The sequence below is a fragment of the Candidatus Paceibacterota bacterium genome, from assembly GCA_035652395.1.
Classification (GTDB): domain Bacteria; phylum Patescibacteriota; class Minisyncoccia; order Phycocordibacterales; family CAJBRS01; genus JADGRH01.
In genome coordinates this window covers 66,807-80,776 of the sequence record DASRDX010000009.1, presented here as the reverse complement: position 1 = coordinate 80,776, position 13,970 = coordinate 66,807, and the positions used below count along the sequence as shown (strand labels likewise).

General features: G+C 44.5%; 20 protein-coding genes and 1 tRNA gene. 6 read left to right on the top strand and 15 right to left on the bottom strand.

Translation table 11 applies throughout. From position 1 onward, the window contains the following. Positions 1 to 5: 5 nt before the first annotated feature. A complete protein-coding gene (locus tag VFA52_00575; GenBank protein ID HZS42703.1) occupies positions 6 to 509 on the bottom strand; it encodes a hypothetical protein in 504 nt (167 codons plus the stop codon). 168 nt (positions 510 to 677) lie between these two features. Continuing rightward, a complete protein-coding gene (locus tag VFA52_00570; protein HZS42702.1) occupies positions 678 to 1,103 on the bottom strand; it encodes a hypothetical protein in 426 nt (141 codons plus the stop codon). Between the two features lie 104 nt (positions 1,104 to 1,207). Here VFA52_00570 and VFA52_00565 point away from each other — a divergent pair, with 104 nt between their 5' ends. Then, positions 1,208 to 1,804, top strand: coding sequence for a hypothetical protein (locus tag VFA52_00565; GenBank protein ID HZS42701.1), 597 nt, complete (start codon positions 1,208 to 1,210; stop codon positions 1,802 to 1,804). A gap of 52 nt (positions 1,805 to 1,856) precedes the next feature. On the opposite strand, the gene VFA52_00560 is transcribed toward VFA52_00565, so the two are convergent. The 3 genes from VFA52_00560 to VFA52_00550 form a co-directional block, all read right to left on the bottom strand. Further along, positions 1,857 to 2,129: a hypothetical protein gene (locus tag VFA52_00560; protein HZS42700.1), complete on the bottom strand. Its 273-nt coding sequence runs from the start codon at positions 2,127 to 2,129 to the stop codon at positions 1,857 to 1,859. Between the two features lie 86 nt (positions 2,130 to 2,215). After that, on the bottom strand, positions 2,216 to 2,872 hold the full coding sequence (locus VFA52_00555) for a hypothetical protein (GenBank protein HZS42699.1): 657 nt from the start codon (positions 2,870 to 2,872) through the stop codon (positions 2,216 to 2,218). 49 nt (positions 2,873 to 2,921) lie between these two features. Then, the gene (locus tag VFA52_00550) at positions 2,922 to 3,518 is read right to left on the bottom strand and encodes an MFS transporter (GenBank protein HZS42698.1); all 597 of its coding nucleotides are present in this window, start codon (positions 3,516 to 3,518) and stop codon (positions 2,922 to 2,924) included. A 56-nt stretch (positions 3,519 to 3,574) separates the two neighbouring features. Between VFA52_00550 and VFA52_00545 the strand changes: the two genes are divergently transcribed. Further along, positions 3,575 to 4,135 (top strand): hypothetical protein, encoded by a 561-nt coding sequence (locus VFA52_00545; GenBank protein ID HZS42697.1) that lies wholly within the window; start codon positions 3,575 to 3,577, stop codon positions 4,133 to 4,135. A gap of 40 nt (positions 4,136 to 4,175) precedes the next feature. On the opposite strand, the gene VFA52_00540 is transcribed toward VFA52_00545, so the two are convergent. Beyond that, positions 4,176 to 4,574 carry a hypothetical protein gene (locus tag VFA52_00540; protein HZS42696.1) on the bottom strand — a complete coding sequence of 133 codons (399 nt, stop codon included), beginning with the start codon at positions 4,572 to 4,574 and terminating at the stop codon, positions 4,176 to 4,178. Continuing rightward, positions 4,522 to 5,643, bottom strand: a complete 1,122-nt coding sequence (locus tag VFA52_00535; protein HZS42695.1) for an AAA family ATPase — start codon at positions 5,641 to 5,643, stop codon at positions 4,522 to 4,524. The genes VFA52_00540 and VFA52_00535 overlap by 53 nt, the downstream gene beginning before the upstream one ends. 98 nt (positions 5,644 to 5,741) lie before the next feature. Between VFA52_00535 and VFA52_00530 the strand changes: the two genes are divergently transcribed. Then, positions 5,742 to 5,828 (top strand) — tRNA-Ser (locus VFA52_00530). A gap of 183 nt (positions 5,829 to 6,011) precedes the next feature. Here VFA52_00530 and VFA52_00525 read toward each other — a convergent pair. After that, complete coding sequence (locus VFA52_00525; GenBank protein ID HZS42694.1) at positions 6,012 to 6,323, bottom strand: YdeI/OmpD-associated family protein; 312 nt, start codon at positions 6,321 to 6,323, stop codon at positions 6,012 to 6,014. Positions 6,324 to 6,394: 71 nt separating this feature from the next. Between VFA52_00525 and VFA52_00520 the strand changes: the two genes are divergently transcribed. Beyond that, positions 6,395 to 6,607, top strand: a complete 213-nt coding sequence (locus VFA52_00520) for a hypothetical protein (protein HZS42693.1) — start codon at positions 6,395 to 6,397, stop codon at positions 6,605 to 6,607. 85 nt (positions 6,608 to 6,692) lie between these two features. Here VFA52_00520 and VFA52_00515 read toward each other — a convergent pair whose 3' ends face one another. The 7 genes from VFA52_00515 to VFA52_00485 all read right to left on the bottom strand — a co-directional run bounded on the left by VFA52_00515 (position 6,693) and on the right by VFA52_00485 (position 11,743). Then, entirely contained in the window at positions 6,693 to 6,923 is a 231-nt protein-coding gene (locus VFA52_00515) for a hypothetical protein (protein HZS42692.1), read from the bottom strand. Positions 6,924 to 6,969: 46 nt separating this feature from the next. Continuing rightward, the gene (locus VFA52_00510) at positions 6,970 to 7,875 is read right to left on the bottom strand and encodes a M48 family metallopeptidase (protein HZS42691.1); all 906 of its coding nucleotides are present in this window, start codon (positions 7,873 to 7,875) and stop codon (positions 6,970 to 6,972) included. Positions 7,876 to 7,908: 33 nt separating this feature from the next. Beyond that, on the bottom strand, positions 7,909 to 8,397 hold the full coding sequence (locus tag VFA52_00505) for an NUDIX domain-containing protein (protein ID HZS42690.1): 489 nt from the start codon (positions 8,395 to 8,397) through the stop codon (positions 7,909 to 7,911). Positions 8,398 to 8,419: 22 nt separating this feature from the next. Beyond that, positions 8,420 to 8,986, bottom strand: coding sequence for a LemA family protein (locus VFA52_00500; GenBank protein HZS42689.1), 567 nt, complete (start codon positions 8,984 to 8,986; stop codon positions 8,420 to 8,422). A 9-nt stretch (positions 8,987 to 8,995) separates the two neighbouring features. After that, positions 8,996 to 9,646 carry a hypothetical protein gene (locus tag VFA52_00495; protein ID HZS42688.1) on the bottom strand — a complete coding sequence of 217 codons (651 nt, stop codon included), beginning with the start codon at positions 9,644 to 9,646 and terminating at the stop codon, positions 8,996 to 8,998. Between the two features lie 88 nt (positions 9,647 to 9,734). Beyond that, positions 9,735 to 11,387: a chaperonin GroEL gene (gene groL, locus VFA52_00490; GenBank protein ID HZS42687.1), complete on the bottom strand. Its 1,653-nt coding sequence runs from the start codon at positions 11,385 to 11,387 to the stop codon at positions 9,735 to 9,737. 11 nt (positions 11,388 to 11,398) lie between these two features. Further along, complete coding sequence (locus VFA52_00485; protein ID HZS42686.1) at positions 11,399 to 11,743, bottom strand: co-chaperone GroES; 345 nt, start codon at positions 11,741 to 11,743, stop codon at positions 11,399 to 11,401. Between the two features lie 151 nt (positions 11,744 to 11,894). On the opposite strand from VFA52_00485, the gene secG reads away from it, so the two are divergent. Both secG and VFA52_00475 read left to right on the top strand, forming a co-directional pair. Next, positions 11,895 to 12,125, top strand: a complete 231-nt coding sequence (secG, locus tag VFA52_00480) for a preprotein translocase subunit SecG (protein HZS42685.1) — start codon at positions 11,895 to 11,897, stop codon at positions 12,123 to 12,125. Between the two features lie 64 nt (positions 12,126 to 12,189). After that, positions 12,190 to 13,962: an ABC transporter substrate-binding protein gene (locus VFA52_00475; protein HZS42684.1), complete on the top strand. Its 1,773-nt coding sequence runs from the start codon at positions 12,190 to 12,192 to the stop codon at positions 13,960 to 13,962. The last annotated feature ends 8 nt before the right edge of the window (positions 13,963 to 13,970 follow it).

The window sequence follows — 13,970 nt, the reverse complement described above, 5'->3', positions numbered from 1 at the left end:
GCATTCTATTCTTTCACCTCAGGACTACCCTCTTCCAGAGCTAATGCTAATTCTATCTTATCTAAAAGTGCTCGAGTGTTCTCGGCTAACGTATTAATAGTTTCCGCCCGAGCCCGAGGAATTATTCTATTTGAAACATAATCATGGAGATTTCTTAAAGATTTCAAATCTTCTTCATCAAGTCTATCCAGAGTCTCTAGTGGAATCATGGCTTCCGCCAGAAGGATCTGCAAGAAACTATCGGCGTCCACTAGAGATTGTAAAAAATGGTCGCTGATTATGGGATTCTTTACTTTCTGAATCTGAGGCAAGAGTTCATTTTCATATTTCTCAATCAGATTATTGAGATTCACAATGCCCTGCTCAAACTCCTGAAATGTATCTACTCTCGGTCTAGCAATATAAAGATGATCAGCTGCTTCCACAAATCTTTTATTAAAAAGATCTGTCTCAGTCAGCTCTTCCGCTGGTTTAGTAAATTCCTTTAAATATTGCTCTTCCTCGGCCATATATTAATTCTAACAAGTCTTCTGATTTAATAAAAATCGCTGTGAAGGTGACACCTGCACAGCGGCTCTTGGTTTGCGACTTCGAAGGATTAGGCGCTTTTGCCGCCGACGAGCACGACTGATCTCTCTGACCTTCACCTCTTCAACTATAGAGTTTCGGAACGAAGGCTAAGCGCTATGCGGTGGATGAATGTTGAAGTAAAGCTCGTGAGGCTGGATGAGACCCTTCTTTATTAAGAACTTACCGAGAGTGCTGCTGGATTTTGTGGGCAGTCGCGTTTTTACCCATTCCCGGATCTCTTTCCCGTATTCAATTAAGCTGAACTCTTGCGTAAGAGGGATTTTAAAATTGAAGTGAGCCAACAGGCCCTTTGGAGAAATCTCGGCTTCAGAAAAAGTTTCGAGGTTTTCTGAGATGTAATTGAGAACAGCCACTTCAAATTGAAGATGTTGATCCGCTTCTCTGACAATGGCCAACATCTTAGATTGAAAGTCCGAACAGGTCGCGGTGGGATGTCGATAATCGGCTTCCTCGCAGCCTTTACAGCGCTCACCAATAGCGTGAGGTTTTTCCAGAATATTCGTAAGGTTCATTTGTTTTCTGAATTAAGATTGGCATTTATTGGAGGATTTTTCAATATCAAATCCAGGATTGACTTTTCCTAATTTAAAGCTAATTTAATTTTAGAAAGATCTATATGTCTATTCAGTTTCAACCTTTGACAGGCAGAGAGAAGGAGAGAACTCATCAGCGTATCTTGACAGCTTATCTCGACGGCGCGTGTTACATCTTTGCCATCGCCCTTCACCGAGCTTTGGGCTGGCCAATTGTTGGCCTAATGGTAAATGAAGTTATTCGGCATGCATTACTTCAGCCGGAAGGTGCCGTCTCTTATTTTGACGCCCGCGGCTGGGTAAGTGGATCCGAAATCGGAACACCGTTCAATATTCAAGAACCGGTTTTAAGAAAAATAAAAGAGGAAGATTTACTGCGGCTGCCCAAGCTGACGGAAAATGAGCTTCTTGAGTTTAACCTTGCCTCCGCAACAGAAATAGCTGAACTCGCGTGGCCAGAATTATGTTGGCCCGAAAACAGTTTCTTAAATCGAGCAAAGAAATTCGCCGAGGAGCTGGAAGAATTGAGTCGTAAACATAAAATCTGGCTTCATACTCCTTACGAAACAGCAAAACCGATTCTGCGAGACGATTGTGATAAAGAATCTGGTTATAATCTTGACGCCTTGGAGGTGGGAGGTTATACCATCAATCGCCGGCTCCGCCTCGGTGGAGATTGATTTCAGCGTTCGCCTACGGCGAACGCTTTTTAAATAAAAGACGGCGCCGGATTTAAGGCGCCGCTGGAGAATCGGGAGCAAAGCGGTTAAGTAGGTATTCTTTGACCCAGTGCTCCTTTGGGTCAGGCAAATTTTGTCTAACCCACTCGGGTATGGAAAGTAAACGCGAGGAAACATCAAGTTCCAAATCAATGCGAAGAATGATTTTTTCATCGCTGGATTTGTAAAAAACATTTCGAAGCATTTGGTGACCATGGGTTCTAACGTAAGCAAGGTAAGCTAAACATTGCTTTTCTTCAAAAGAAAGATCTTCAAGACGGATCATAGACCTTCTGTCGATATTAATAGAGATCAAGAATTTAGCAAATATAAATAAAAAGCGGCGCAATCTTTTAAAAGCGCCGCCAAGAATCAAACCGTTTTAGTTTCTCGCAAGAAACCGGCATGGTGATGATAAAAATTCAGGACCTCATAAGCCGGTATGGCCAGAACTTTATCATCACTGGTGGAGGTAATGGCTATGCCCGCTACGTCACCATTCATACGATAAAGAAGGCTTGCTGGGATTCCCGATTCTACATCTATGTGCATCAATGAAAGTTTTTTAGCGAAACTGGAGTAAGAACTTTTGATAATTTCGGAGAGTTCGAGCACCAAAGGCTCTCTGCAACCGCTAACCAAAAGCAGATACTCGCCAACATCAGGACGACATTCCAAAAAACTTGGAGCGATTGGACGGTGTCCGGGGACGACCAGACAAAGCTTTAGATTTTCGTCAAAACCCCAGTTCACTTCTACCGGCGAACTAACCTCTTCGGGATAGAACTGGGAAACAATAGGCCGAAGATAAAGTTGGAAGGAAACGGCACTTTTAATTTGATCGCCGAAAAGACCCGAGATAATAACAGAACGATTAATAATGGATCCACAGCCCGTCATTTCTCCCATCTCTACAATGACCGTTCGTCGGACCGCATTAGTTAACCAAGAGAGTTTCAGAATGCCTTCTTTCCCCTCTTCATCCGTCTTAACTTTTCGAAGCAAAAAGGATTCCTGTTTAAGGTTCATCTAGTGCTGATATTCTGCCAAAGCGGGAATTCTGTCAATATTAAGACTTCTACAGTATTTCCCTCGGTAAGCGCCAAATATAAATTCCAAGAGCAAAAGAAATGATGGACATTGATAAAAAGATGGAGGCATATCCGAAAGATTGAATAAGAATGCCTCCAATCAAAGCGGCTAAACCGGTAGCTATGGCGGCAATGCCTTCCCAACCGCCCCACTGTACGATCGATTCGGCTTGGGTAGTGTGAGTTTGATAAACGGCATCAAAAGCTGGAGTGCCGATAGCGGCTGCTATTCCCCAAAGCACTTGGGTAATGATCAGTTGAAACATGCTTCCCATGAAAGCGTAACTAAGAAAAACCAATCCTCTTAAAAGATAGCCGAGCGCAAGAAGCAATTCTTGTTCCTTAATCTGGAGCTCCCATCGCGTAAAAAGCAAAATCAAAATACCACAAACTATTGAAAACAAGGCCCAAGAAAAGCCAGCGAAAGCAATATTGCCCCCTAGCCCCACCACAAAAATGGCGTAAAACGGCGCAAATAGACCAATAACAAAAACCATGAAAGTGTTAACAATTATCAAAATGCGAAGACTCCGATTGAGGTGGGTTTGCGGCAAGAGGATCTTGAAAAGCTCTCGAATGTTCATGATCTGATTATCTCGTATTTGACTTCCTTTTAAAAGGTGGTTACATAGAATTAGAAATGAACAAACTCAATCTGCAGATTGCTTTGGCCCTCTTCTTAGCCAGCCCTTTGATTTTCCCTTCTCCTACACCCTTGTCCACGGCTTCGGTATCAGAACCTCTTCCAATCAAACTAATGAGCTGGATTTGGAACCGGACCGGGAAAGTAGTAGACAGTAATTTCGAAGCAGTTATCTTTACCTTAAATTATCAACTCGGACCGATGCCGGAAGATGTCTGGGTACCGGTAGGAGCTACAAGATCAGCGGGGCTTCTTCAGTCGAGCTTGAAAGGTCTTTCGTACTCCATACGAGATCCCAAGGGGAAATTAATTGAAACGGGCGAGGCGGAAAGCGCGTGGAACATCACTTCTCCAAATTCTGAAAGTGGTCTGATGAAAATTCGGGCAGGAGAAGAGATCACCTTCTGTTTGACAGTCTTCTTCAAACCGGAAAAATCTGGCGAGTACATCCTCGAACCCAATGGTATTTATTGGCTCACTAAAAAGGAAGACTTCCATTCCGAACCATTGCCAAAAGAAAAGTTTCGCATTGGACCGGTTTTTATCAGAATTCCCTGAGCGTCGTCGACGCTCATTTTATTTAAATAAAATGCCGCATCTACGATGCGGCCATTAGCAGTCCGATAGGGATACCGGATTTTTTAATTGACTCTCTCTTCTCGGCTTCGTCCATTTGCAAAAGCCTTTGACAAGCGGTTACTTGGCCGAAAAGTTGAATAATTTTATTGTAAGTGGCTGGTTCCGATTCCCTATATGGAGCTAGCTGCTCGAGAGTAGTAATTCCTCGGGTGTTAAGAAGCTCTGCCAAATTTTGGCGGGTTCGCTCATAAAGTTCTTTAGCTTGGTCGTCGTCTTTCATTTCCGCTGATATTTTAACGTCTGCGGCCGAGATTGCAATACTAAAATTAAAAGGCCGGGCGCCGCCTGAAAGGGCGCCCGGCTCTCTAAACTTTTCTGGCCAGCTGACTATTCCGATATCTTGGATTATGCGTGACATCTTCCAAGACTCCGAGTGGCGGCAGCTCCATCTCCTCCTTCTCTTCAGTCAGCTCGACCTCAAGAATGACGAGACCGTCTGAGAACAAATCAAGTTCAAAGAACTGATTGCGCCAGAAGAAGCAGTTTCGAGTTTTTCGAATGACTCTTCGAGAGAAATCGCTAAATTCCAACAGGGTTTCGTACTCTCTCCGGTCAATTATCCTCTCATGACTCAAGCGGCTGGCATCGGGTTCTTCTTTCTTCAAAGTAAAGAAGTAGAGAAAACCTTCTTCCGCTGTACCGCGTTTTCTAACCCGTCTGGAATTTTCCGGCAGGTCAGAGAGAAGATAGGTCTGAGTAATCTCCGTTCGGTGGAGTGGCACATTCAGCTTTTTTAGAAGATTCTGATCAAAATTCTTAATCAGAAACTTCTTCTCCACTCCCGAAGGGACTGGCTCACCAATACAACAGCAGATTTCCTGAAGCAGCCTTTTCATTTTGCCCTGAAAATCAGTACTGTTATCGATTACTCGCGGCCGAAAATGGCGGCTCCAAGCATTGAGAGTTTTCATGTCCAATATGCGAGCTTCATCGACGTTTTCGCGACGAGTTTCATTGTTCTCGCAAGTATAGAACTCCTCCGCGCCATCGGCCGCCGTGCGAAGATGAAAAACGCCGTGATAGCGTCCTTCGCAAAGATTCCGCGGAGTTTCCCCGATTTTCAGGATGAGTTTTTGATAAGCTTCGGCTCCGATATAAGCCTCTCCGTCCATCGTGCCTCGGTCACAGAGAACTACCACTTTCTGACCTCTATCTCGATAGATTTTAGCTATTTCAATAACAGCCGCTTCTTCGGAAAGAATATTTCGAAGGACTGCTTCCTGAAATTCCAAACTAGTGAGATCGTGTTCGCCAATACCGACGCCGCTAGAAAAGAATTTGGTGGCCACTTCAGAGACCACTAGCACTTTATAGCCGCGAGCCGAGAGTTTAGAAATGATGTAGGGCAAACCTGAGGTTTTACCACCGCAAGGGCCGCCTGTCAGAACCAGAATGTAAAGGTTCGCTCCGAGATTGAATAGATACATTTTGTCTTTCTGTCTGATTTGATACTGACATGAAGAGAAAATATTTTCAATCTGTTGAATTTAGTGTCAAAATAGCTTAAGTTAGTGAATTCTTAATTGGAGAGGTGCCAGAGTGGTTGAATGGGCAGACCTGGAAAGTCTGTGTGCTCGTAAGGGTACCGAGGGTTCGAATCCCTCCCTCTCCGCAACGACTTGCAAAGAGTGATCTGCATCACTCTGCGGCAAGGCGTCTGACTCTGAGAGGGAGGGATTCGAATGGCGGAGCGGATGCCGAGCGAGCACGCGAGGCCGCGAGCCGGTGCCCAGAGAAATTTTTGCGGGTAGCAAAAATTTACTCGCGGGCGAATCCCCTCGGATTTTTAAACAAATTACCTCCCCTTCTTTTTCTTATCAAGTACCCACTGTACTGATCGGCTAATTTTTTTATCTTTGCGGTGAATACAGCCGAGCCAGCAACAAGGGCGGCGCATGCCTTCGATAAGCTCGGAACGAACTCGTCGAACATGCTCCTCCCGGGTTTCTGACTTTTTGGGAGATATGGTCCAACAGATCCACTCGTTTCGAGCAATAGGCGTTAGAGATTGCCAAGCAGAAAGAGCCTTCGGCGAAGAAATAATAGATTTTCGCAAGTCCGTCGGTAATTTATGAACGGTGCCTCCGGCAATATTTTTTGTGGTCATAAAGATATCTTAGCAAAATTGAACCAGGGTTAGCCTTGACATTTTAAATAGCTGTGGTAATGAGAGTGTAGATGAACACAGCAAAACCAGAAGACATCATTTTCGGAAACGAACTCAAAGACTTACGTAATCGGTTTGACCGTGTAAGAAAGATTTTTTGTATACAGCTGGAAGACGAGAAAGCCGATCTTCTCTTTCAAAAAGTGGTCAAGCGAGTTTTCAAGCGTCGTTGTAACGTTCAAATCAAGTTTGTCGATCGGCAAGTTCTTGTCTCGCCACCTTAATCCTGACTTTTTCGCCGCATTATCTAAAGATGCGGCGATTTTATTTATTCGTCTATATAAAAACTACCTGCCTTCTGACAGATAGTTAGTCAAACTCTGTTTTCCCTTCAATTCGCAAAACGGTTTTATTTTCAAAACTATAGTAGCTAGAGAGAAAACGAGAATCATTTCTTAACTCTTGAGCTCTCTTTGATTCTATTGGCCAAAGGGTAATATCCGTTCCCTCAATTTCAATAGATTCGATCTCGCCGTCCTCTTTCATCATTCGAACAGCTTTTTGAAGTTTTCTGGATAGTTCTGGAGGGTCTTCTCTCATAATCCTCTCTTATTATCTCATCTTGCCTTTCGTGGTTCAATAAAAATCAAGATTGTTCGCTTTGGCGAAGGGCGGCAATTCTTTCTTCAATAGGCGGATGAGTCATGAAAAGGCGGGAGATACCGCTAAGCCGGCGGCTATCCGGTCCAAAAGGATTCGATATATAAAGATGAGCGGTGGCATTATTAGCGTGCTTCATTGGCACTTTATAGGCGGCAATTTTTTCCAAGGCCGAAGCCAAACCTTCAGGGTAGCGTGTGAGCAAGGCTCCACTGGTGTCAGCAAGGGATTCGCGGCGGCGCGAGATGGCTAACTGAAGCAAGGTGGCAATTATCGGAGTTAAAATGGCCAGCACGACACCAATCAGTGCCAGAATAGCGCCGCCGCCTTCCCTATCCCGACTACGGTTGCCTCCAAAAAACGACAGCCGCAGAAAAAAATCAGACAGCAAAGTAATTAAGCCCACCAGCACTACTACCACCGTAGAAAGCAAAATATCCCGGTTGCCAATATGCGAAAGCTCATGAGCAATTACTCCTTCAAGTTCCGTTTTGTTCATCATTTGAAGCAGGCCCGAAGTAACAGCCACGGCGGCGTGATCCTTATTGCGGCCAGTAGCAAAAGCATTCGGCGCCGGATCATTGATAATGTAAATTTTCGGCATTGGAAGACCGGCGGTGATTGAAAGGTTTTCCACCACATTATAAAGATCGGGGGCTTCAGCCTTAGTTACTTGCTTAGCGCGGGAAATACCGAGCACGATCTTGTCCGAAAACCAGTAACTGCCGATATTCATGATCAGGCTAAAAATAAAAGCGAAATATAAAATACTTGGACTTTGATAGTAGTAGCTGAAGAAATAACCAATGCCTAGAAGCACTATCAAAAAGATAATCATTAAAATCCAGGTTTTGGCGATGTTTGAATCTTGTTGAGTGTAGAGTGAGGCCATAAAATTGTTCGGTCCGGTGCCTTCCTCCAAATTTTATTCTGAAGGGAGAGGATGTTTAAAAAGACGTTTGTCAGCCAGTTCAATTTCCTCCAAAATCCCTGGGATAAGATCGTACTTTTTCGCTTCTTCAAAGCTAACCCAGGCAAAGTCGGTGGAGTCTTCATTGAGTTTCACCTCTCCAGATTTATAAGCGGCGAAGAAACTCAAGACTAAGACCGGAGTTTTATCCGGCCGGACCAGGGTTAAATCCAGTAAATATTCCGGTTTTTCAATTTCCAAATTAACTTCCTCACGAATCTCGTTTCGTAAACTTTTTTCCAGGGCGTAATACCACTGGTTTGGATGAGTTTCTGGAGTACTCATATAATCATCGGTTGAGAGACCACCTCCGGGAACCGTCCACATATTGGGAAAGGCGTTTTCTGTCGGCGCCCGTTTAGTGATTAAGTATTTGCCGTCTTTATAAATAATGGCGGTAACGGCAATGCGATGAAGCTCTTTAGATTTGTCTTCAGAAGCCATTCGTTGAGGCGAGATATTCCTATTAAAATTTCACTTCTACCGGCTCGCGTGCAGCTTTATCTTCCGGTGAATCTCCGAGCTGGAAGTAATCCATCCCCTTAAAGTGAAAGAGGCTGGCAATAAGATTTGAAGGGAAGGTGGAAAGCTTGATAGAAAGGTCGCGTACGTTGGTATTGTAAAAACGTCGAGCGGCCTGAATTTTGTTTTCAGTGTCTTCAAGTTCGCGCTGAAGTTCCAGAAAGTTCTGGTTGGCTTTTAAGTCTGGATAGGCTTCGGCGACGGCAAAGAGGCGGCCGAGGGCGGCTGATAATTCGCCCTCGGCCGCCGCTCGAGCGGCCAGCCCGGTGTTAGTGGCATTAATGGCGGCACTTCTCGCAGTGCTTACTTGATCAAAAACGCCGGCCTCATGAGAAGCGTAGCCTTTAACTGTATTAACCAAATTGGGAATAAGATCGTGACGGCGCTTGAGCTGAACATCAATGTCTGCCCAAGCTTCTCGAGCTCGTTGGGTCAGTCGGATAAAACCGTTGTAACTGGCAATGAACCAGCCGAGTAAAATGGCAAGAACGATAATGATGATGGTGAGCATATTTAAAGATTATTTAGTAAAGGAAAAAGTTGAAACGACTCGATCCATAATCTGCATAAAGGCACTTTTATCTTTAGCTTCTTGAGCGTCTACTTCGGCAATTTGATCGGGGTCCGAATAATAGAAACCGGCGCCATTAGTGCTATGAATTAAGAGAAGCATTGAATAACAGGTGTTGTTCTTGATTAAGGTGTAGTGAACAGAATCGTAGAGTTGACCAGCGCCCACACCGGCCCAGCTGCTTCTACTAAATGTGCCGGCGGGAGAAGAAACGGTTGATTTAGTAGGAGAAGAATATGTTTCTTCCTCAAGCTTCGGGCAGGTGGAGCTGGCATCAAAGATAGTCAGGCTGGCTTCATTCGCAAGTACTGTATGAAAATAATTTTTGATTGGGGCTACTAGTGAAACACTCTGACCCGGTTCCTCGGTCAAAGAAAAATCTGGCGGATACTGAATGGAAAACCCAGCCTGATTATCCTGATAGGTTTTCCAGCCGGCAATCTGAATTTGATTTGAGGTAGTTGAAGAAGTGGAAGAGGCAGTAAGAGAAGGAGTCTTAGATTGCAAAGTAAAAGCGACGTATTCCCAAAGTGAGAATCCGATAAGGATGAGAACTAGGCCAATGGCCATGCTCATAAAGCCGCTTCTTCCCTCTTTCATAAGAAAGTCATTATAGCATTTTTATGAGAATGGAGAGTTATTAAAAGGGCCGCCTTCGGCGGCCCTTTTAAATCTCCCTCTTAATCTTTTAGTATCCCATTCCTCCCATCTCGCCCATCCCTGCGGCAGGTTTCTTCTCTTCCGGCAGATCAGCTATGGCCACTTCCGTAGTTAAGAGAATGGCGGCAGCACTGGCGGCATTCTGAATACCGCTTCGAGTCACCTTTACCGGATCAATAATTCCGGCCGCTATCATATCGGTCACGATTTCATCCTTCATGGCATCGTAGCCGGCATTACCTTTGCCGCTTTTTACTTTTTCCACGATCACCGAGCCGTCGTCCTTGCCAGAGTTTAGAGCAATTTGTCGAAGCGGCTCCTCGAGAGCTCGGATAACAATGCTGTAGCCTAGATCGGCTTCGGCGTTTGAGGCCGCGGCCGCTCTGTTGGTTTTGTGGCCGCGACCAATCATCTCGGCCACACGCACCAAAGCGCTTCCACCTCCGGCCACAATTCCTTCAGCGATGGCCGCTTTGGTGGCGTTGACGGCATCTTCAATTTTCAATTTCAAATATTTCATTTCCGTCTCCGTGGCCGCCCCCACTCGAATAACAGCCACCCCGCCGGAAAGTTTGGCAATTCTCTCTTCGAGCTTCTCTTTATCAAAACTGGAATCACTGGCTTCGCGCTGTTTCTTCAGTGATGAAACTCGCTTTTCAATATCAGCTTTCTTACCTTTGCCGCCGACAATAATCGTATTATCTTTAGTAGCTACCACTCGATTAGCGCGGCCAAGCATATTGAGCTCGGCATTTTCAAGTTTTACTCCAAGCTCCTCTGAAATCACCTGCGCACCGACAGTAATGGCAATGTCAGCAAGCTGCTCTTTTTTACGATCGCCATACCCCGGCGCTTTAACAGCCAAGACATTGAAACCGCCCCGCAGTTTATTAACAATGAAGGTGGCCAGTGCTTCACCATCAACGTCTTCAGCAATAATAACAAGATCTTTCTTACCGCTCTGGGCCAGTTTTTCGAGAAGCGGTAAAATTTCCTTAACCGTAGAAATTTTCTTGTCAGTAATTAAAATGGCTGGATCCCGATATTCCGCCTCCATTCTTTCGGTATTAGTGATGAGGTACGGCGAAACATAACCTTTATCAAATTCCAAACCTTCCACCACTTCCGAATCGATACCAATAGTCTGAGATTCTTCCACCGTTACCACTCCGTCCTTCCCTACCTTATCAATAGTGTCGGCAATGTACTTGCCAATTTCAGCTGATTCGGCGGAAATAGTGGCAACTTGTCTGATTTCCTCCTTATTTTTAATCGGTTTGGCAATGCTTTGGAGGGCCTTAACCACATCGGCAGTCGCCTTCTCAATACCGGAGCGAAGAGCCATGGCATTTACTCCCATGGTGGTATGCCTCATTCCTTCATTAATAATAGACTGGGCCAAAATAACTGAAGTGGTGGTACCGTCTCCGGCTGTTTCGTTAGTTTTAGTAGCCACTTCTTTAATAATCTCCGCCCCCATGTTTTCAAATTTATCTTCCAAAGTGATCTCCTTGGCGATTGAAACCCCATCATTAGTAATAGTTGGCGCTCCGTAACCTTTGTCCAACACCACATTACGGCCACGCGGGCCAATAGTAATTTTGACGGCGTTAGCTACTGCATCAACGCCATTTTTTAAAAGTTTTCGAGCTTCCTCATTGTATATAATTCTTTTGGCCATATTTTAAATGATTACTTAATGACTGCTAAAATCTGATTCTCTGAAACAATTAGATACTCCTCATCGTCGATCTTGATTTCATCATAACCGTATTTGGAGAAGAGGACTCTGTCGCCCACTTTCACCCGCACCGAAATAAGCTTGCCGCTCTCATCAAATTTACCTTCTCCGACAGCCACTACTTTTCCCTGCTCCGGTTTTTCCTTGCTGACAGTCTCGGGGATAATAATTCCGAAAGAGGATTTTTTTTCTTCGGTACTAATCGGGCGCAGTAAAATCTTATCGCCAAGCGGTTTGATTCTAACGGAATTTTCTCCTCTGTTATTTCCATTTTTTCGATTCTTTTCTTTTGGCATATTTTCTAGCGAAATAAATTGATAATAGAATAATTTGCGGGCCTTAAGCTTCTGGCCCGAATTCGAACAGTCTGAGTAGTTTTTTAATATAGAAGATTTAGGACTAATTTTCAACTTGCCATATCGGTCGGATCTTGGTATACTGGCTTAAATGCAGTTTCTCTCCGGAATATTGCCCTATATTGAGATCGTTTTGTCGATTCTGTTAATCGTCGCTATTTTGCTGCAACAGTCGGACGCTTCCGTCGGAGCCGCTTTTGGTGGTGATAACTTCAGTTCCGTTCATCGCACGCGTCGCGGTTTTGAGAGAACTTTATTTATATCAACTATTGTCATATCTATTCTATTCGCTTTATCGGCCTTCCTGGCCTTGGTTGTTTAATTAGTCTTTAACGACTTAACCCATCAAGCCGGAAGTCTATTCTATTTTCAGTTAATCTTTTGTTGTGAATTTAAAAACCTCCTTTCAAAAAATCGGCCCTCACAAGTGGCGTATCCCCAAGACGGAAAAATTGCGTCTGGCCATTAAGTCCTTTGGTTTGGCGGAAAAACTGGTTTTTTATACGTTTTTCGGACTCTTTGCCTTGTCAGCCTTACTACTTTTGAATGAAGTGAATAACGCCTTTATGGTAGAGATTCCAGCTAAAGGCGGTACTTTAGAAGAGGGTGTTGTCGGCTATCCGCGTTATATCAATCCGGTTCTGGCCATCAATGATTCGGGGCGAGATCTGACTCAACTTATCTATTCGGGCTTAATGAAGCGCACCGCTTCGGGCGAATTAGTACCTGATTTAGCCGAAAGCTACAGTGTCTCTCCGGACGGCCTGACTTACGATTTTATTTTGAGAAAAGATGCCACTTTTCAGGACGGCGTAGCCGTCACCGCTGACGATGTGCAATTTACGGTTTTAAAAGTGGAAGATCCCACCATTAAAAGTCCTCGAGAAGCTAATTGGCAGGGTGTGACGGTTCAGGTAATTAATCCGAAAGAAATTAAATTTACTTTAAAGAAACCCTATGGGCCTTTTCTTCAAAATACTACTTTGGGCATCTTGCCGAAACATCTCTGGAATGAAGCTGGTGATGCCGACTCTTTTACTCTAAGTGATCTCAACCGCACTCCGATCGGCTCCGGCCCATACATGATTAAAAGCATTAAGACTGATTCTTCAGGTCTGCCAGAATATTATCATTTAGTGCCGTTTAAAAATTACGCTGGTGGCGCGCCCTTCATTAAGGACATCATTGTCAGAATTTATACCAATCAAAACAACTTGCTGACCGCTTTCAACAATAACGAGGTGCAGGACATTAACAGTATTTCTCCAGATCAGGCCGCTTATATCCATTCCGGAAAAACTGCTATCGCTACCTCTACTCTGCCGCGAGTTTTCGGCATCTTTTTCAACCAGAGTCAAAATCCGGTCCTGTTACATCAGGAAGTTCGCAAAGCCCTGAGCCTGTCAGTTGATCGAGAGGAAATTGTCAAAGAAGTTTTTAACGGTTACGCCGAACCTCTAACTGAACCGATTCCAACAAGTCTGCTCCCGGCCGCTACTAGCTCTACTTCAGATAGCGCTTCCTCGTCGGTTTCAAGTGGCGGCTTAGCGGAGGCCCGCAAACTTCTCGCTTCCAATGGTTGGGCCACTGGTACAGACGGCGTCTTACAGAAGAGCGCTAATAAGAAAACAGAGCGTCTCCAGTTAACTATCTCCACTATTGATACGCCAGATTTAGTTAAAACTGCTAATCTGGTTCAGAAAATGTGGCAGGATCTCGGAGCCAGTGTTGATATTAAGATTTATGAGGCCGCCGATCTTAATCAAAACGTTATTCAGCCGCGCAAATATGACGCCTTACTTTTCGGAGAGATTATTCCACCGGGCCTCGATGTCTACAGCTTCTGGGATTCGGCTGAACGAAATGCACCGGGGTTAAATATCGCCCTTTACACCAACAGCCGAGTAGATAAGTTGCTTGAGGCAGCCAGAGCGGCTTCTGACCCGGCTACGACCGTCACCAATTATCAGAAATTTGAAACGGAAATAGATAAAGATGTGCCGGCAGTTTTCCTTTACACTCCCGATTTTATTTACGTGGTGCCAAAAGCTCTTGGAGGTTTCGAGGTGGGTAATATTACCAACTCTTCAGACCGATTCTTGGGCATTGAAAATTGGTATCTGGAAAAAGAAAGAGTTTGGAAAATTTTTAACAAATAACAAGTAAT